17 protein-coding genes and 1 pseudogene are annotated in these 18,839 nt (G+C 45.2%); 1 reads left to right on the forward strand and 17 read right to left on the reverse strand.

Annotated features, from left to right (window positions below; all coding sequences use genetic code 11):
• Positions 1-45: 45 nt before the first annotated feature.
• The 17 genes from AS888_RS07310 to AS888_RS07385 form a co-directional block, all read right to left on the reverse strand.
• Positions 46-1,065: a MupG family TIM beta-alpha barrel fold protein gene (locus AS888_RS07310; RefSeq protein WP_061141496.1), complete on the reverse strand. Its 1,020-nt coding sequence runs from the start codon at positions 1,063-1,065 to the stop codon at positions 46-48.
• On the reverse strand, positions 1,062-2,432 hold the full coding sequence (locus tag AS888_RS07315) for a PTS transporter subunit EIIC (RefSeq protein ID WP_061141497.1): 1,371 nt from the start codon (positions 2,430-2,432) through the stop codon (positions 1,062-1,064). The genes AS888_RS07310 and AS888_RS07315 overlap by 4 nt, the downstream gene beginning before the upstream one ends.
• A gap of 35 nt (positions 2,433-2,467) precedes the next feature.
• The gene (locus AS888_RS07320) at positions 2,468-3,325 is read right to left on the reverse strand and encodes a MurR/RpiR family transcriptional regulator (protein WP_061141498.1); all 858 of its coding nucleotides are present in this window, start codon (positions 3,323-3,325) and stop codon (positions 2,468-2,470) included.
• 15 nt (positions 3,326-3,340) lie between these two features.
• Entirely contained in the window at positions 3,341-4,249 is a 909-nt protein-coding gene (gene murQ / locus AS888_RS07325) for an N-acetylmuramic acid 6-phosphate etherase (protein ID WP_081092362.1), read from the reverse strand.
• Positions 4,250-4,605: 356 nt separating this feature from the next.
• Positions 4,606-5,787: an ABC transporter substrate-binding protein gene (locus AS888_RS07330; protein ID WP_061141499.1), complete on the reverse strand. Its 1,182-nt coding sequence runs from the start codon at positions 5,785-5,787 to the stop codon at positions 4,606-4,608.
• Positions 5,788-5,806: 19 nt separating this feature from the next.
• Positions 5,807-6,514: an ABC transporter ATP-binding protein gene (locus tag AS888_RS07335; RefSeq protein WP_061141500.1), complete on the reverse strand. Its 708-nt coding sequence runs from the start codon at positions 6,512-6,514 to the stop codon at positions 5,807-5,809.
• Positions 6,507-7,271, reverse strand: a complete 765-nt coding sequence (locus tag AS888_RS07340; protein ID WP_061141501.1) for an ABC transporter ATP-binding protein — start codon at positions 7,269-7,271, stop codon at positions 6,507-6,509. Before AS888_RS07340 ends, AS888_RS07335 begins: the two co-directional genes overlap by 8 nt.
• 3 nt (positions 7,272-7,274) lie before the next feature.
• Positions 7,275-8,270: a branched-chain amino acid ABC transporter permease gene (locus AS888_RS07345; RefSeq protein WP_061141502.1), complete on the reverse strand. Its 996-nt coding sequence runs from the start codon at positions 8,268-8,270 to the stop codon at positions 7,275-7,277.
• 1 nt (position 8,271) lies between these two features.
• A complete protein-coding gene (locus AS888_RS07350) occupies positions 8,272-9,135 on the reverse strand; it encodes a branched-chain amino acid ABC transporter permease (RefSeq protein ID WP_061141503.1) in 864 nt (287 codons plus the stop codon).
• 384 nt (positions 9,136-9,519) lie between these two features.
• Positions 9,520-9,645: a hypothetical protein gene (locus tag AS888_RS26740; RefSeq protein WP_260320150.1), complete on the reverse strand. Its 126-nt coding sequence runs from the start codon at positions 9,643-9,645 to the stop codon at positions 9,520-9,522.
• Positions 9,646-10,198: 553 nt separating this feature from the next.
• Positions 10,199-11,896 carry a sigma-54 interaction domain-containing protein gene (locus tag AS888_RS07355; protein ID WP_061141504.1) on the reverse strand — a complete coding sequence of 566 codons (1,698 nt, stop codon included), beginning with the start codon at positions 11,894-11,896 and terminating at the stop codon, positions 10,199-10,201.
• A gap of 129 nt (positions 11,897-12,025) precedes the next feature.
• Positions 12,026-12,427 carry a MaoC/PaaZ C-terminal domain-containing protein gene (locus tag AS888_RS07360; RefSeq protein WP_061141505.1) on the reverse strand — a complete coding sequence of 134 codons (402 nt, stop codon included), beginning with the start codon at positions 12,425-12,427 and terminating at the stop codon, positions 12,026-12,028.
• Complete coding sequence (locus AS888_RS07365) at positions 12,424-12,876, reverse strand: MaoC family dehydratase N-terminal domain-containing protein (protein WP_061141506.1); 453 nt, start codon at positions 12,874-12,876, stop codon at positions 12,424-12,426. The genes AS888_RS07360 and AS888_RS07365 overlap by 4 nt, the downstream gene beginning before the upstream one ends.
• A gap of 18 nt (positions 12,877-12,894) precedes the next feature.
• The gene (locus AS888_RS07370; RefSeq protein ID WP_061141507.1) at positions 12,895-13,659 is read right to left on the reverse strand and encodes an SDR family oxidoreductase; all 765 of its coding nucleotides are present in this window, start codon (positions 13,657-13,659) and stop codon (positions 12,895-12,897) included.
• Between the two features lie 19 nt (positions 13,660-13,678).
• Entirely contained in the window at positions 13,679-14,854 is a 1,176-nt protein-coding gene (locus tag AS888_RS07375; RefSeq protein ID WP_061141508.1) for an acyl-CoA dehydrogenase family protein, read from the reverse strand.
• Positions 14,855-14,881: 27 nt separating this feature from the next.
• Positions 14,882-16,033, reverse strand: a complete 1,152-nt coding sequence (locus AS888_RS07380; protein ID WP_061141509.1) for an acyl-CoA dehydrogenase family protein — start codon at positions 16,031-16,033, stop codon at positions 14,882-14,884.
• Positions 16,034-16,073: 40 nt separating this feature from the next.
• Positions 16,074-17,675: a long-chain-fatty-acid--CoA ligase gene (locus AS888_RS07385; protein WP_061141510.1), complete on the reverse strand. Its 1,602-nt coding sequence runs from the start codon at positions 17,673-17,675 to the stop codon at positions 16,074-16,076.
• Between the two features lie 550 nt (positions 17,676-18,225).
• Between AS888_RS07385 and AS888_RS07390 the strand changes: the two are divergent.
• Positions 18,226-18,839, forward strand: a pseudogene (locus AS888_RS07390) (transposase); the annotation flags it as partial.

The following is an 18,839-nucleotide window of genomic DNA, read 5'->3' on the forward strand; positions in this document are numbered from 1 at the left end:
ATGCCCCCAAAACAAAAATTTCCCAAGGTTCATTGTTCTCTGGAACTATTTTCGTCCTTCATTTACCAATACTAAGGAATGACAAGGTTTTAGAAAGGCCAGCAAGGGGAGGTCCTCTTCCACGACTCTCCCTATTACATTGACCCGGTGATCAGCCTGCAAATCCCGTTTGCAAATTTGAATTTCTCCCCGATATCGTCCATATTCATCATTATCCATCGTAATGGCTCCAAGACTGCGTCCTACCGTATGATTCGGCTCAACAGACGCAGTCACGCGGGTATTTTGCAGCCTGAATACATCTCGAGATACATCCGGCCTCAATTTATAGCTTCCGCTTGGCAAGCGTTCGGATTCCATTCTTACAGATAAAATATTCAGACTTTCATAGCTAGATAGATTCTGAAGCAAATTCCCCTCCGTTCCTTGATCGCCAACAAACACGGCATCTACATGGGAGAGCAGGTCGACGCCGGCAGCGTAAGGATTCATGAACCTGTGTTTTTCAAGTGTCGGGAGTCCAGCATGCAATGGGCCCCGCTTACTTCCTGAACCAGGGATGAATGCATAGATCGGTAACCCATGTTTTTTGAACATTCGATTTTGTTCATGAAAGAATGCTTCCACAAGGCCCGTTTCAGGTCTTGGATAAAAATTATGCCATGCAATAAGACTTTGTGGTTTTATCCCGCTTTCAAGTATGGCCAGCAATTCCTCTTCATTCAGCGTGCTAGCATTCAATGAAAGGGAAAACACCTTGGATAAAGCGGTTATCGTGTCCATGTCGAAACCATCATCAAGGCGAATTCCTTTCACACCCAATGGCGCTAAATCCGTAAATTCAGCAATGCCCAAATGATCAAGCGTCTTTAAAGATACATCTGCATGAATGTCCACCCCGAGAGTTTGTGCTAACTTCAATAGCTCGCACATCCTCCCGACAAGCTCACCTTTTTCTTCAGGAATATGAAGCGAGGTAAACGCTCGCCCCACCCCTAGGTTGGCAGCCCGGATGATTTGGTTTGACGCATCCGGATCTTGCAGATAAAAGGAAATCCCTATCACTTGAATTCAACCGCCATTTCATCTTTGAATCCGAATAAATAGGTGAAAATGAACCCAGCTGCATAGGAAAGGAACAATCCAGCCAAGAACAGGAGAATCTGGTTTGCATGCACTAAAAACGTAAGCGGCAGTCCCGATACGCCTATCGCCGACGTCGCAATCCCGAAATGTGCTTGAAATGCCCCGCCCACCCCTGCTCCTAAACAGGCGGTCAAGAAAGGCCTGCCAAGTGGGAGTGTCACCCCGAATATAAGGGGCTCGCCGATACCTAGCAGCCCTGAAGGAAGTCCTCCGCCAATTGCTCTTTTAAGGCTGGCTTTTTTCGTTTTCATGTAGATGGCAAATGCCGCCCCCACTTGACCTGCACCGCCCATGGCTAAAATAGGGAGCAGAGGATCATCTCCAATCGAATTGATCAATTCAAGATGAACAGGTGTCAACCCTTGATGTAAACCAGTTATGACAAGCGGCAGGAATGCAGCACCCAGCACGAAACCAGCCACGACACCGCCAAAATCCAAGAGATTCAGTAATCCGGAGGTAATGGCATCCGATAAAAATCCTCCGACCGGCATAAAAACGACGTACGTGACAATGCCTGTAATCAACAGGGCAATGGTTGGCGTCAATATGATATCGAGAGATTGAGGAATGAATTTCCTGACCTGTTTTTCCACTAGCGCAATGAAAATGGCAGCAAAAAGGACGCCGATCAAACCACCACGGCCAGGGAGCAGGTTTTCACCGAATAATGAAATATCGCCGACTGCGGGATTGATGACCAATATTCCCGCGACTGCACCAAGTGCAGGGGATCCTCCGTATTCCTTTGCCGCATTCGTCCCGACCAAAATCCCCAAATATGCAAATAACCCCGATCCGATGACGGTCAATGTGATCGCCAGTTGGGATTCTGCCGACAGCCAGCCCGCTTGGACGATCGCTTTCGTAATTCCTGTAATCAAACCTGACGCGACCAATGCAGGAATTAGCGGAATGAAGATGCTTGCGATTCTGCGTAAAAATAGCTTAAGCGGTTTTGCGTTTTTCCTATTAATCTCTGATTTGTTCTTTGAAGCCATTTCTTTCAAGTTTAAATCCCCTGCAGACGACGCAAGAAGTTTTTCAAACTCGGCATGAACCTTGTTTACCACACCTGGGCCGAGCACAATTTGGATCGTCTCCTCTTCAATGACGCCAAGAACGCCTTCCGTATCCTTTATGTCCACCATGTTCACTTTGGAACGATCGATTGGCAGCACCCGTAATCTGGTCATGCAATGTTCAGCTGTGGCAACATTGCCCCGTCCGCCCAATTTCTCCATTAATTCTTCTGCTAAACTGGCATACCTATCTTTCTTGGTCATACCGAAGTCCCCCCTTTGTATAAACTATGAGATTTTCATTTATAACCATCCGTCATCGATTTGATGGCAGCTCTAGTCTTATCGATATATTGGACGGTCGCTTCATATTGCTCCGAAGCCATCCCTAAAAATAAAATGTCAATCAAATACAGTTGTGCCAATCGTGAGGATGTTGCAGCACTTCTAAATGGCGCTTCATTCGAAAACGATGTATAGAGTGAGGCATCGCATAACGAAGAAACTGTCGTTTGACCAAAATGAGTCAGCCCGACCGTCTTCACTCCCCGTTCTTTTGCAAGCTTCAGTATATTGATCACTTCAGGCGTCTCCCCGGAGAATGAGATGGCAAAAACCACGTCACTTTCCTCCGCATTGGCGATTAGTGTTGCAACTAAATGCATGTCTGTAAAAGCGGTTGCCCCTTTATTGATGCGGAGCAATTTTTGCTGAGCGTCGGCAGCAACGATATTGGAGGCACCGACACCGCAAAAGTGGACGGTTTTAGCATTTAGCATTAAGGCAATTGCTTGTTTGAGATTGTCGTGATCGATGATTTCAGATGTGTCCCGAATGGTTTGAATCGAATTGCTCGTCGTTTTCTCGACAATTCGATACAGCGATTCAGAGGGCTCGATATCCCGGTATCCTTGCTCAACGTTCTTCATCAAATCTCCGGCAATCCGTATTTTCAAATCTTGAAATCCCTTTATACCAAGCGATTTACACAATCTGATAACGGCAGCTCCACTTGAATTGGCGGAAGTGCTCAATTCCTGTACCGTGCTGTTCACCACTTCATGAGGATTCTGAAGAATGTATTCTGCCAGTTTTTGTTCTGATTGCGGAAGCTTGTTCAGCATCGTCTGTATGATCGCTAATCCTCCAGTAGCCATTGTTCGCTTCTCTCCTTATATTTCGCCGTTCGAGATGGCCTTTCTGACATCTCCATCAGCTTTTTCTAGTAACTCCATTGCCTGAACATAATCACTTGACGTTTTGATCATGACAATCGCTGGTTTAACTTGATTATTTGCCTTTTCGAGCATTTCCATGGCGTGATCATAGTCTGCATCCGTCACCGTTTCAATGATGCGGATGGCACGCTCCTTCAGTTTTTGATTGCTTACATGTACATCCACCATCAGATTTTCGTACACTTTTCCCATCCGAATCATGGTTGCCGTTGAGATCATATTGAGCACCATTTTATGGGCGGTTGCCGCTTTCATTCTCGTGGACCCCGTTAAAACCTCTGGACCTACGACCACCTCAATTCCCAAATCTGCAGCTCCTGTTATGCTCGCGTTTTTATTGCTTGATAGAGCAACCGCTTTGGCGCCCATTCTTTTGGCGTAATCCAAGGCCCCCCTCACATAGGGGGTACGCCCGCTTGCGGCAATGCCGATCACCGTATCATCCGCTGTAAGGGCTGCTTTGATTAAATCCCGTTCGCCAAACTCTTTTTTATCCTCCGCTCCTTCAATGGCATGAACGTATGCCTTGTTTCCCCCCGCGATTATTCCTACAACCGTTTCAGGAGATGTGCTGAATGTCGGCGGACATTCAACAGCATCGAGGACACCGAGCCTTCCGCTCGTTCCGGCTCCTATGTATATGAGCCTTCCCCCTTTCTTTAAAGATTCGCAAGCCCAATCGACCGCCGTTTCAATCTCCGGTAACACCTCCTGCACGGCAACAGCCACTTTTAGATCTTCCTTATTGATTGCTGAAATGATATCCATCGTATCCATGCGATCGATGTTCATCGTCCCTTCATTCCGCATTTCAGTCGTTAATGAATGCAAATGCTCTTCCATAGACAAATTAGATCCTCCCATTACTAGTTGATTTAAATATAATTTCAACTTTTTGTAGATAATCCTGAAATTATATTTTATATTATATTCAATGATAACGTTTTCATGACCCGGTGACAATATTTTTTTGAATAATCGCGAAATAATGTGAATTCTTAATAAACAGTTTTCCCCGTGCGGCAAACCTCGTTTTTTTCCATGCACATTCATTTCTCTGCTAATCTATCTCTTATCCGGATCCGATTGCTCCCTCCCTTCTATTAGAAAACAAAAAAACGTGTGCCTGCCCCCCTGACAACAATCAGAGGAGCCAAGCACACGCTTTTGAAAAGTTCCATCAAGTTAAGTGGATATCCTTATCGAATGGGCACGACTTTTCCGTCTTCCACGGCACCTACGACAATGGTCGATGCAAATCCGCCGTGTTCATCAATGGAAGGGATGTCATAGATTTTTTGTTCCGGAGCTAAATTTGTAAGACCATCTTGCATATGCTTACGGATGGCCTGAGCATCATCCACACTGCCTGCTGCTTTCATCGCTTCGACAAACGCATGCATGGCGATATAATTCAAGCCTACTTCCGAGCTTGGATCTTCCTTATATTGCTTTTGATAGTTCTTTACGAAGGCAGGCACTGCCTCTTCATCAGAATCTATCAGCGGCAAAACGCCGATCGAGCCTTCCAATGTTTCGTATGAACCGGCAATCGGCTTCATTTGATCAAGCTTTGCCTGGTCCATGATGATGAAACCGCCTTTAAACCCTAGCTCCCTAGCTTGCTTCGCCACTTTTGCGGTAGGCTCGGACGCACCGCCGATAAACAGCACATCAGGATCTTTCTTCAGTGCGTTCGTAACGATCGTAAAGAAATCGGTCTCTTTGGCGAAATCGATCGAAGCGTTATATACGACCTTTCCCCCTTGCTTTTCCCAATATGGAAGTATCGCCTCGGTCCAGTCTTTGCCATATTGCGAAGATGTCGGCAAAGCGGCTATTTTCTTGCCGAAGTGTTCCATTGCATAGGATGAAAAAGGTTCGATATAGCCTTCGTAATTGGGAGGTATCCGAACGGTCAAAGAATTACCGCTTTCGGTTACCGACGGTTCACTCGTATAAGCGCCAATGATGAATTTTTCTTGTTCATTAAAGACCTGCAGTGCCAGCACCCCTCCGCTGTGCGGCGTGAAGATGATCGGTGTATCATACTCCTGAACCAATCGTTTCGCATTCGCCCCTGTTTCATTCGGTAAGTATTTATCATCGAGCGATACTAGGTTCAGTGTGTATTTTTTACCCTTCACTTCAAATCCGCCTGCATCGTTAATTTCTTTAACGGCCATTTCAACACCATTCAGAGTCCGCTTCCCATATAACGCAGCGGCCCCGCTTAATGGACCACTGAACCCAATGTTCACGACGTTGCCTCCTTTCCCTTTATTGCCGTTGCTGGATGCTGGGCTATCCCCTTTATTGCATCCAGCCAAAACAGTCATGATCACCAGCAGTAGAACGAATGATGCTGTTAGCTTTTTCATAAAAATCCCCCTTCTTTTTTCAGGCCCCGATATATGCTTTCTTCACTTCATCATTAGCCAATAACTCACTTGCTGTGCCTTGAACGACAATTTCCCCATTTTCAAACACGTATCCTTTTTTGGCGATGCCGAGGGCCGCATTCGCATTTTGTTCGGCAAGCAGGATCGTGATCCCTTCGCGGTTTATTTCTTCGATGACCTGAAACATCTGCTCGACGATAAGAGGAGCAAGTCCAATCGAAGGCTCATCGAGCATCAATAATTTGGGCTTCGACATCAATGCCCTCCCTATTGCCAGCATTTGCTGCTGGCCGCCGCTAAGACTTCCCGCTTCATCTTGGTGCTTTTCCCGTAAAATCGGGAATAAATGATAGACGTATTCCAAGGAGCGCTTGATATCATCCTTTTTCTTTCGATGCACATAAGCTCCCATCTTCAGGTTTTCCTGGACGGTCATCTGAGGGAACAGTTTACGCCCTTCGGCACACTGGACAATCCCCTCCCGCACATTCCTATCAGGCGCCCTCCCCCCTATTGGAATGCCTTGAAAGTGGATTTCTCCGCGTGAAAGCTTACTGATGCCGCTGATGGAACGGAAAGTCGTACTCTTCCCGGCACCGTTAGCTCCCAACAGGACCACGATTTCCCCTTGCGCAACCTCGATATTCACATGTTTGATTGCAGTGAAGCTGCCATAAGCTACGGCTACATCTGTTAACTTAAGCACTCGCACTACCTCCCAAATAGGCTTTGATTACCGCATCATTTCCGCGGATTTCCTTCGGTGTGCCTTCGGCAATTTTTTCCCCGTAATTAAGGACCATGATGTGATCTGCCAAGTTCATGATCATATGCATTTTGTGCTCGATTAAACATACGGTCAGTCCCGAACGATTTAATTTTTTAATCAGTTCTGTCAATCCTTCCGTTTCATCAGGGTTTATGCCTGCAGCCGGTTCATCCAGAAAAATTATTTCCGGTACAGTTGCAAGGGCCAGGGCAATCGCTGTCCGTTTCTTCTCTTCCTGAGAGATGCTGGCCACGATTTTGTCAGCAGATTTTGTCAGCCCGACAACATCGAGTGCCTCCATTGCCTTTTCCCTGCATGCCGCTTCCTCCCGCTTTAACCGTTTCGTCCTAAAAATGGCATCCGCCAGATTGGATTTGGTTCGAAGCCTATGTCCGATGACGACATTGTCCAATACGGTCGATTGATCAAAAAGGCTTGTCGATTGAAAGGTTCTTGAAATACCAAGTGCCGCTATTTCATTTGGCGGAAGCTTCGTGATATCGATCCCTTTAAAAAATACCGTACCGGAACTGGGCCGATGAAAACCACTAATCAAGTTAAAAAAAGTGGATTTCCCAGCACCATTCGGTCCGATTATGGCATTGATCCTTCCTTTTTCAATGATGAAATCCACTTGATTGACCGCTGTCAAGCCGCCGAAGCGCTTCGTTAAATTCTTTGTTTCAATCAGCAAAATTCATCCCTCCTCCGCTTTTATGTGCATATCGGCTCTAACCATGGACAATTTTTTATCCTTTCGCTTTCTTTGCCATTCAAAGGCGGCCCCGGCGATACCCCGTGGATAAAAGATGATGATCAACGTAAGCAAGGGACCGAATATCAACATTCGATATTCTTGCAGGAATTGCAGATTCTGAGAAAGGATCACCAACAATAACGTCCCTACCAATGGGCCCGAAAGAGTTCCGATTCCTCCAACCAGCAAATACATCAACAAATCGAACATAATGGCCGTTGACCCGATATCAGGGCCGATGAATCGAATGAAAGAAGCATACAAGGCACCCGCCAGCCCGGCAAAGAATGTAGATAAGACAAAAGCGGTTAGCTTATTCTTCATTGTGGAGATGCCAATCGTCCGGGCAAGATCCTCGCTGTTCCTGATGGCGATAAAGGTCCTCCCCGTCAACGAGTGGATGATTCGATACATGATGACGATCACGGCGATCAGGAAAAGGAGAACGAGGTAATATTGTGAAGCTGCCGTATCAAAGGTGATTGGACCGATGCTGCCTGGTGCCGGGATGCCGATAAGGCCCCTGACTCCTTCCGTAAGCCCTTCCCATTTATCAATGACAAGGTAAATGATATACCCTACGCATAGTGTATAAATCGCGAAGAAATGCTCTTTTGTCCTAAGTGCGATCAATCCGATCAAAAGGCCGATCACACAGGTAATAACACAGGCCCCTGCAAGTGCCATCCAAAAGTTCATTCCCGCCTTCACGGTCAGGAGTCCAAGCGAGTAGGCTCCAATCGCAAAAAAACCAGCATGCGCAAGCGAGAGATAACCGGTATACCCGGATAATAAATTGATCCCATAAACGGCTATCGCCCATATGAATGAAAGAGTCAGCATATGGAGGTAATAGTCGTTTTGGGCGATATATGGAAATGAAAAAGCAAAGATGGTCAGGGCGATCAATCCATTTCGTTTCGTCAATATCTTCATGTTATCTCTCCCCCTTGGCAAAAAGACCTGTTGGCTTCACAGTCAATATCACGACTAATAGAATGAAAGCAATGATGTCTTTATAGTCATTGGATAGGTAGGTTGCGCCAAGGCTTTCACTGAATCCGAGGATATACCCGCCGACAATGGCCCCCGGAATGCTTCCCATCCCGCCGAGGATGATGATGACGAAGGCTTTAAGGATGACCAGGTGCCCCATTCCGGGAAATACTAGATTTATCGGTGAAGCCAGGGACGAAGCGATGGCTGCCAATCCTCCCGATATCATGAAGGTCAGCATCGCGACTTTGTTGATATTGATTCCGACCAATGATGCACCTTCACGATTTTGGGACATCGCAATGATCGTTGAACCTGTATACGTTTTCTTCAGGAATACGTAAAGTAAAACCATCACCACGATAGCAGCGACGATGATCAATAATCGCTGAAGTGTAAATGTCAAGCCCATGATCTGGACAACTTGGCCGTAAGGGGAATTCATGGTATGGAAGTCTGCTCCCCAGACAAATTGGGCGAACGCTTCAAGAAAAAGAAGAATGCCGATTGCCGCGATTTTATCGTGCAAGGGAGGCGCTTCTCTTAACAGGCGGAACACGAAGCGTTCCAAAAGCACCCCAAGCAAGCCAACGACGATAATGGATACAAACATCGCCAGCCAGTAATTGACCCCATATAATGTCATCATGGACAATGTGATATATCCACCAAGCATATAGAGAGCACCATGAGCAAAGTTCGGGATATGCAAAATACCATAAACGAGCGTCAATCCCAAGGCAACTAGACTATATACGCTGCCAATCGTCAAACCATTAAAAAGCTGTTGGATTAATATATCCATTTACTTCCTCCCTGACTAATTATTGAATTTCATCTTGCTAATCATGCTCCCGCAATTACCAATACTATGACTTAAACGCTTCAAGAGGGGGATGGGGGATTCGCAAGTTATTTCACGCAAGTAGAATGGATTGTGTTACACAGCTGGAACTGCTTTTTACAGTCTTGTTTAAAAATTTTCATGTCTGAAGGAGTCGTGAATGAAAACAGTGGTGTGGATGCCCGTAACAGGTTCATCTGTCATGTTTGTTTCAACTCGATTAACTGTTTAGGCAGAAGACTGATATTATTCAGTGGAGTAAGGTATAGGGTTGTATTGCTTCAATTTCCTCCTGCTCTTGAATGAGACGCAAGCAGATTTTGTTAGCGCTTTCATAAATGATGATCATCCATCGACACCATTTTCTCGTAAGCTATCATCCGCTTTCTTTACTGAAGATAACAATTCTGATTGCCCTTTTTGATTTTTCTGATTGATCAGGCCTCGTGTGACGATTGCTTCAATTTGCACTGGTTAACTTTTTCTTCACTTGGCCATCGCCTGATTCCGCCCCCCTCCCTTTACACTTTTCTACAGAATCATTCCGCAGATCTTTTTCCTGTTGCGGATTTTTCCTGGTTTAATGATGCAAGTACCGTGCCACAAGCAATATCACCGTCAAACGGCTATTACCCAGCAAAACAGAATTCATTAATGAATTGTAAAATTGAAAAGAGCGGCTTCCAAAGGGGATGTCCATCATTCACTTTTGATTGAAAAAAATCAGTATTGAATTAAAATAAATGGAGTGTTATTCAAGATCAAGGAGGCAATGAGGCAGGAGATTGATGGGCACAAGACATAAATGAAAATAGTCTTTCATTCATTAAAGATTTCCGCCGCTGAAATCCACAAACGTGTGATTTGCCCCCAACGCATATCCAAAATAATAATCGTCAAGGATGAGCCTCCCGGACCGGTTGCTCACAAGCGGGTGTCTTCAGTTATGGAGACGGTCAGTCCGCGTCCGTCAAAGCTTTGGGCATAATTGAAGGGATACCGATTAAGGCATCCCCTTGCTTGCTTAGGTTTTTTCACTGACCTTCAGTCGATATTTTTTTAGTTTCCTTACGATCGTTGCCTGACTTGAATCAAGGGCAGCTGCGATTTCATATGTCGTTTGGTACGTTTGTGCCGCTTTTGTCAAGATCTCCTTTTCGGCTCTTTCCACAGCCGCTTTTAACGTTAGCGAAGAATTATAATTTGCTTGGTTCCGGTTTTCGGGCTGATATTCTTCCGGCAGGTCATTCATCGTTAATAACGAATGATCCGTCAGTACGACGAGCCTTTCGACAATATTTATCAACTCACGGACATTTCCCGGCCAATCATGTTGAAAAAAATATTCTTTCAGCCTCGAATCTATTTCTTTCGAAAATTTATATTGTTCGTTCGATTTCTTTAAGAACAAATCAGTCAAAGCCAAGATATCTTCTCTTCTTTCGCGTAATGGGGGAATCGTGATGGGAATGACATTCAGCCTATAAAAAAGGTCTTCGCGAAAATCACCAGACTTGACCATTTCCGATAAATTGCGGTTCGTGGCCGCTATTATCCGAACATCGATTTTCTTCGGCTTCGTACCACCGATTCTTTGAATCTCCCTTTCCTGAAGTGCCCGCAGCAGCTTTACCTGCAATTGCAAGGGGAGTTCACCGACTTCATCCAAAAATAAGATGCCGCTCTCTGCCATCTCGAACATCCCTGGTTTCCCCTTTTGATTTGCCCCGGTAAATGCTCCGCCTTCATATCCAAATAGCTCGGATTCCAATAAATCGGCAGGAATGGCCCCGCAATTTATTTTGATGAAATCGCCTTTCTTGGACCGGATGCTCCGATTATATATATTTCGGGCAAGGACATCTTTCCCGACGCCCGTTTCTCCAAGGATGAGCACGGTCGCATCGATATCCGATATTCTTTCAGCGATCTCGTAAATCGTTTTCATCTTATCACTGACAAAAACGACTCCATCCTGACTTGTTATCTTTCGCAGTTTTTCGATTTCCTGCTTATATTGATGATTCAATTCATTTGCCTTCGTCAATTCGTGCATCAGTTCATTTAAATCTGACAAATCCCTAATATTCGTTACGACTTGCTCGATTTCCCCCGCTTCATTAAAAACGGGGCTACCGGTAATCAATGTTTCTTTTCCGGCAAAATTATCCTGAACGACCGATACAGTTCGTCTCAACTTGACGACCTTATGCGTGACAGAGGCATTCAGGATGCCGCGCTTAATCAGCTGATCCACCGACTTGCCGATATAGTACTCTTTAGGGATACCGGTGATCCGCTCAATCGCTGAATTGGTATAAAGCGTCGTCCCCTGTTGATCGGTGATATATATCCCGTCATAGGAACTTTCGATTATGGCATCCAGGGCCCGGTTCAGTTTGTCCGACTCATGGGCATCTACCAGTAAATCATCCAAAAATTGTGTTTCACTGCCTATATAAAGACGATTGTCATCATCCGATCGTTTCATTAGCAAAAATAAGTACCGCTTGTCACGCAGTTTTGCTGCCGCAAGTCTATTGTTATCGAGAAATTGCCACTCATCGAATTGTTCGGTTACTGTCGTATCCCCATCATTTTCCATCAACGGATCGAAGTACATGCCCCATTCCTTAATCCGGTTTGCAGAATCCAGGACAAGTGCAGGAAAGGGGTATTCCTTGAGCAATTCGATTGGAGAATCCTGTTTTACTTGATTCATAACTATTCACCGCCGCAAAAAGAATTCTTAATACGTACAATTCTGGATAAATCTCGAATCTCCTTTAAAATTGTCGATTTTCATTCCTAAAAAAAATAGTGATGAAATAATTTTCATCACTACTTTCGTTTAATAGACTTTAAACACAACCTCACCGCTGATCGCTTCTTTGCCTGTCTGGTCAGTTGCTGCCACTTTGAAATGGTATCTATCTTCGTTTTTTTCTTTTAAATCGGCAGAGAGGGTGATTACATCATTCAAGAAAACCATCCCTTTGAATCGGATCTTGTATTCTTCGATAAAGCCGATTTCATACAGATTACTGAAAAGCTTTGCCAGATTTCCCATCGTCCACATCCCATGGGCAATGATACCGGGAAGACCTGCATTTTTTGCTTCCTCGTCAATCGTATGAATGGGATTGAAGTCGCCTGATGCTCCAGCGTACTTAATCAGGTCCATACGCGTAACAGGTTTCAGCTCAATTGAATGCAGCGAGTCACCAATATGGAGTTCGGTCAATGTCGTCACTTGCTCATCACCTTCTTTCTGATCGTTTCATTAATGATGACAAGCTGTTCGGCACTAAATACCAATTTACCATCGGCGTCCGATCCATAATTTTTCAAGGCCAGGAATCCCATTTCGCCCTGTTTTCCTTTTTTCTCATAGTAATCCTTCACTTCCGAATAACAGGTGATTTCCTCGCCGACCAAAAGCGGCCTATTGTAGCGATAAACCTGTTCGCCATGAATCAGCCCTTTATCCGGAAGATTCAGCGATTCAATCGTGCCATAATCAAAGACCCGCGGGAAGGTTGGCGGAGCAATATTCGTTCCATATCTCGATTGCCTGCCCGCTTCTTCATCAATGAAAATCGGGTGCGGATCACCAATCGAGCATGCGAATTTTCTTACGGCTCCCCGTTCCACGATGTTTTTAACGGGTTTAGATCGCTTTCCAATACTATCGTTAAACATATCATCCCGCCTTTTCCCTTAATTTTTTGGACCGCCTGCAACATATAAAACCTGACCGCTGATGAATGAGGATGCTTCATCGGCAAAGAACCCCACAGCATGCGCAATATCACTTGGTTGGCCGCTCCTCGCAACAGGAATGCTGTTTGCCCGATCCTGAATGAATTGATCAAAGCTTACCCCCACCCGCTTCGCTGTTTCTTTCGTCATTTCGGTTTCGATAAAGCCAGGAGCGACTGAATTGGCAGTTATCCCATACTTTCCAAGCTCGATAGCAAGCGTTTTCGTTAACCCCTGAAGCCCGGCTTTAGCTGCTGAATAATTGGCCTGACCGCGATTGCCAAGGGCGGAGGTGGAGGATATATTAATGATTCTTCCGTATTTATTCGCAACCATATGCTTTTGGGCGGCACGGACTGCATTGAAAGTGCCTTTTAAATGTACATCCATTACGGTTTGCCAATCTGAATCGGTCATTTTAAAGAGAAGATTATCCCGGATGACCCCTGCGTTATTCACAAGAATATCAAGCGAGCCGAATGTGTCGGCTATCTCGGTAACCGAAGCTTCGACCTCTTCGGGATCGACCACATTTGCCACCTTCGTAAAAATGGTGTATCCCTTGTCCCTCAATTCATTTCCCGCTGATGTCAATACCTCTTCGTTGATATCGATGATGGCGACCTTTGCCCCTTCACTGGCAAACAGCTCGACGATCGCCCGGCCAATTCCTCTGCTCCCACCTGTTACTAGCGCCGTTTTTCCTGAAAATCTTCCTGTCATCTCTTTTCCTCCTAATCTATTATAAGAATTGCCCTAATTTAACATGCCCCTTGATTAAATTACGGGAAATGATCATCCGCTGTATTTCATCCGTTCCATCATAAATCCGCCACAGCCTTGCCTCCCGATACCACCGTTCGATGGGAAGCTCTTTCGTATAACCCATGCCGCCATGTATTTGCAACACGCGGTCAACGACCCGGTTCCCCATATTTGCGCCAAAGAGCTTAGCCATTGAAGCCAAATGTCGGTTGTCTTCGCCATTATCGAGTGTGAAAGCGGCGTTCAGTACAAGCCACCGAGCCGCTTCGATCTCCACTGCCGAATCTGCAATCTGCCATTGGATGGCCTGACGCTCGGCGATCGGCTTACCGAAGGTGACTCGTTCTTTCGCATACTCTATCGCCATTTGCAGCAATCTTTCCGCAGATCCGACAGCACGCGCCCCCACAATCCACCTGGCAAACCCGATCCATTCCAATCCCAATTTATAACCGCCATGTATTTCCCCTAAGATGTTTTCCTCGGGTACCCTTACATTATCGAAAACTAACCCGGCTGGTCCCCATTCTCCCATCGTATGGATATACTCGGATCTCCAGCCCATGTCGCGGTCGACGATGAAGCAGGTTACACCCTCGGTCCCGGTCGCCTGGTGACGCTCTTTGTCCGTAACGGCAATGACCATGACGAAATCGGCATCATTCCCACCAGTAATGAACGTTTTTTCACCGTTAAGCAGCCAGTCGGTGCCATCTTTCACAGCCGTCATTTTTATATTCCTTGTATCTGAGCCAGCTCCCGGCTCCGTCATCGCAAAACAGGATTTTTTCTCCCCATTGATCGTTGGGATGAGGTATTTCTTTTTTTGTTCCTCGTTTCCATAATACAGGATATTATCCGCCGATCCGCCAAAGCTAAAAGGGACGAACGTCTTCGATACTTCCATCAAGACGATGGCCATCATAAGCTGCCCCAATTCCGCCCCGCCATACTCTTCCGGCGTATTGATGCCCCAAAAGCCTGCATTTTTAGCTTTTTCCTGTAATTCTTTCAATGTTTCCTCTGGCAAACTAGGCTTTCCTGCCATTTCATTGCGCAGCACTTCATTTTCCAAAGGAATCAATTCATTCTCCACGAACTTGCGGATTGTTTTTTGGACCATTTTTTGTTCTTCCGATAAGCGTAAATCCATGTGAATCCCTCCACTTTCCCTATTAGACTAGTGTTGATATTTTTTCTTCAATTGCGCAGCTATGATATTTTTCTGGATTTCGGACGTACCTTCATATATTCGAGTGATTCTGGCATCTCTGAAAAAGCGTTCCACCGGGTAGTCCTTCATGTATCCGATACCGCCATGAATTTGGACCGCCTTATCAGCGACCCGATTATACACTTCCGAACCATACAGCTTCAGCATTGCCGCTTCCTTGATGATTTTTTCCTTTTGATCGACCATCCATGCGACCCGATATGTGAATGAACGAAGCGCTTCGATTTCCATTGCCATTTCAGCAAGCATATGAGATACAGCCTGATGATCGATGATCGGCACATCGAACTGCTCCCGCTCCATCGCGTATTTAGTCGAGAGATCCAGCAAATATTGACACGACCCCAAATTCCTTGCTGCAAGTCCCGCCCGTCCATTCGCAAGGATTTTCAACGCATTCACATACCCCTGGCCTACTTCTCCCAGGACATTTTCAGCGGGAACCTCGCAATCTTCAAAAATCAATTCAGCCGAATGCGAGCCTCGAAGACCCATCTTCCGCTCCAAGCTTCCCACTTTAAAACCCGGAAAGCCTTTCTCCACGATGAATGAGGTGATTCCTTTTGCTCCTTTATCCTTATCCGTTACTGCCATGACTGTAAAAATATCGGCTACATCCGCATTCGTTATATAATGCTTCGTCCCGTTCAGAATATAGGCATCGCCGTTTTTGACTGCCGTCATCTTCAGATTGGTCGCATGTGATCCCGCCGCAGGCTCCGTTAGGGCAAATGCACCGATTTTATTGCCGCTTGCCATTTCTGGCAAATACTTTTCCTTTTGCATTTCATTGCCCATTTCGACGATCCCTACCGTCCCGATGCCAGTATGGGCACCAATCAAAGTAGTATAGCCATTATGTGTTTTGCCGATTTCCTCATATAAAGCGCATTTCCCGATCATTCCTATCCCGAGACCGCCATACCTTTCCGGAATGCTCAGTCCGAATAGTCCGATTTCTTTCGATAAATTTATGATGCTATCCGGGATATGATCTTCATCCTCAATTTGCATGGAAAAAGGATCGATTTGTTCTTCAATAAACTGGCGAATGGTTTCTTTTAACAGGACGATATCATCATCTAAGCGAAAGTCCACATGCATTCCCCTTTCTCAGGCAATTTAATTGTCAGCGCTTTCACGTTCTACCTGAATGAACTCGATGAGCCTCTTGAAGCTTGCGTTTCAAGACTTTACCCACCGCCGTCTTTGGGAATTCAAGTTGAAACGTGATCCTTTCGGGTATCTTGAAGGCGGCCAGATGTTTCCGGCAATACTCCTGCAATTCTTTTTCCGTTATTGTTTCAGTAGGCTTTAGAACGACCGCTGCATGTACCGTTTCACCGCGATATTGATCGGGAACACCGAATACGGCAGCTTCCAAAACCTTTGGATGGCTGTAGAGAACCTCTTCAATTTCAATGGGGTAAATATTGAAGCCGCCTGCGATGATCATTTCCTTCTTGCGACCGACAATGTAAAAGAAGCCATCTTCATCCATCTTCGCGATATCGCCAGTATACAGCCAGCCGTTTTGAATCGTCTTCTTCGTCTCTTCGGGCATCCCCCAATACCCTTTCATCACTTGAGGTCCTTTGATGACCAATTCACCTGGGGTATCAACCATGAGAGCTGGCTCACCAGTAACGCTGTCAATGATGGCGGCATCCGTATTTTGTATCGGAATTCCGATACTTCCCGGCTTTTGCAGGCCACTGACTGGATTTCGGTGCGTAACTGGTGATGCTTCGGAAAGTCCATAGCCCTCTGCAATCTTCGAGCCACTCACTTCGTTAAATCTTGATAAGACATGCAAGGGCAATGGGGACGACCCTGAAACGCAGGATTTCAAGGAATGCAAATCAAACGGATGAGACTGGTAATATTGTAATAATGCGATATACATCGTTGGCACACCGGGAAAAATGGTCGGTTTAACCGTTTTGATCATCTCAACGATTCCTGCCACCTCAAACCGGGAAACGATGATCAATTCACCGCCATTATAAAAAGTCAAATTCATGCCTGATGTCATCCCATATACATGAAATAATGGTGAAACGCCAAGCACCTTTTCCTTGCCCTCTTGAATTTTGATTTTGGAAGTGGCGGCACTTTGCAGGGTATTGGCCACAATATTCCGATGGGTCAGCATCGCTCCTTTTGAACGTCCGGTGGTCCCCCCCGTATATTGGAGGACGGCGACATCATCTCCGGGATCGATGGATACCGAGTAATCAATTTCCGCTAAAGGCAGCAGGCCCTTCATCAATTCACATTCATTCTTTTCCTTCGATACGGGCCATATCTTTTCAAGTTCGGTTTCATCCAGGACCGCTTCCACTATGGGGATTAAGTCATCCAGGACGATGATGTGCCTGGCACCCGAGTCTTTCAGGACATGTATCAATTCGTTTGATTTATACATCGGGTTAATTTGGACAACGATCGCCCCATTTAAAAGCGTCCCGTAAAAACTGATCGGATATTGCGGACAATTGGGGAGCATAAGCGCCACACGATCTCCTTTTTCAATCCCCGCCTCAGCAAGTAAGCGGGCAAACCTTTTCACTAGCTGTCCTAACTGGGAATATGTATACCTATCCTCATTAAACGTAATCGCGGTATGATCCGCATATTTTTCGACTGATTGATAAAAAAGGTCTGTCACAGACATTTCAGGTATTTCGATTTCCAATGGATTTCCGGACGGGATATGCTTTTTCCAAGGTCTATCCATTTGTCCTCCCCTTTCTTCTTTTGATAAAACAAAGAAGTCAAACTATTAATATGCAAGAGCTGTGCCAAAAATGGAACGTGAAGATATCATGAATACATGAACAGCAAAATCCATTTTTGAATTATTCGGTCTTCATTTATGATTAATGGACTGGTAATATAACCAATTTAAAATTGACTCAAGAAGTCATTTTTGACTCAAAGCGTTTATGAGAATGTTAATCGAAGAAAAAATTAAAAGAAACAAAAAAACGGGATGCTGATTTATCCAGCATCCCGCAGACTGTAGACAAGCTCGATGAAAATCGAGTTTGTCTATTTTTATGGCGTGTACAATTTAGACGTTGATTTCCACTCCAGGCACTCGCTTTCCGCGGGCGGTCGGGGAGCCTCCTCGGCTTTGCCTGCGGGGTCTCCCCTAGACGCGCTTTTCCCGCAGGAGTCTCGTACCTTCCGTTCCAATCAACTTTGTCTTACCTTTTAGATAGAACACTTTTGACTGGAGTCATTTTTGTTTTAAAATTGAAGGATTAAAACTTGAGGTGATGAGGATGCTTTCTAAACATGATTCTATTCAGCGAGATCAACTTGAAATGATTACTTTAGATCAACTGGTGCCACCGAACCATTTGGTTCGTAAAATGGAGGCTGCCATTGACTTCACTTTCATTTATGACTTGGTGAAAGATATGTACTCAGATGTAGGACGCCCAAGTATTGATCCAGTTATTTTAGTTAAACTGACTTTCATTCAATATACCTTCGGTATTCGTTCCATGCGTAAAACGATTGAAGAAGTTGAAACCAATATGGCTTACCGTTGGTTCTTAGGCTATGGTTTCCATGATACGTTCGGAAAAAATTATGAGCGACGCTTTAAAGATACAGACCTGTTTGAACAGATTTTCTGTCGCATTTTAATGACAGCTGCTAATAAAAAGGTAATAAGTGTAGAACACGTTTTCGTGGATTCCGCCCATGTGAAAGCCAGTGCGAATAAACGGAAATTTGAAAAGAAAATCGTTCGTAAAGAAACACGAGCGTATCAAGGACGTCTTCAAGAAGAATCAATCAAGATCGTGAAAACCATGGTAAGAAGCCTTTTCCACCAGATAAATTTGATAAGGAAGAAACCAAAGCAATTAAAGAAAGTACTACGGATCCT

Origin of the sequence: Peribacillus simplex (genome assembly GCF_001542915.1) — a bacterium.
Taxonomy (GTDB): domain Bacteria; phylum Bacillota; class Bacilli; order Bacillales; family DSM-1321; genus Peribacillus; species Peribacillus simplex_B.

Bases quoted from the DNA above. Each gene is read 5' to 3' on its own strand.
- AS888_RS07320 (WP_061141498.1), bottom strand. From the start codon at position 3,325: ATGGCTACTGGAGGATTAGCGATCATACAGACGATGCTGAACAAGCTT.
- AS888_RS07330 (WP_061141499.1), bottom strand. From the start codon at position 5,787: ATGAAAAAGCTAACAGCATCATTCGTTCTACTGCTGGTGATCATGACT.
- murQ (WP_081092362.1), bottom strand. From the start codon at position 4,249: ATGGAAGAGCATTTGCATTCATTAACGACTGAAATGCGGAATGAAGGG.
- AS888_RS07315 (WP_061141497.1), bottom strand. From the start codon at position 2,432: ATGACCAAGAAAGATAGGTATGCCAGTTTAGCAGAAGAATTAATGGAG.
- AS888_RS07375 (WP_061141508.1), bottom strand. From the start codon at position 14,854: ATGGATTTACGCTTATCGGAAGAACAAAAAATGGTCCAAAAAACAATC.
- AS888_RS07345 (WP_061141502.1), bottom strand. From the start codon at position 8,270: ATGAAGATATTGACGAAACGAAATGGATTGATCGCCCTGACCATCTTT.
- AS888_RS07370 (WP_061141507.1), bottom strand. From the start codon at position 13,659: ATGACAGGAAGATTTTCAGGAAAAACGGCGCTAGTAACAGGTGGGAGC.
- AS888_RS07385 (WP_061141510.1), bottom strand. From the start codon at position 17,675: ATGGATAGACCTTGGAAAAAGCATATCCCGTCCGGAAATCCATTGGAA.
- AS888_RS07365 (WP_061141506.1), bottom strand. From the start codon at position 12,876: ATGTTTAACGATAGTATTGGAAAGCGATCTAAACCCGTTAAAAACATC.
- AS888_RS07355 (WP_061141504.1), bottom strand. From the start codon at position 11,896: ATGAATCAAGTAAAACAGGATTCTCCAATCGAATTGCTCAAGGAATAC.
- AS888_RS07350 (WP_061141503.1), bottom strand. From the start codon at position 9,135: ATGGATATATTAATCCAACAGCTTTTTAATGGTTTGACGATTGGCAGC.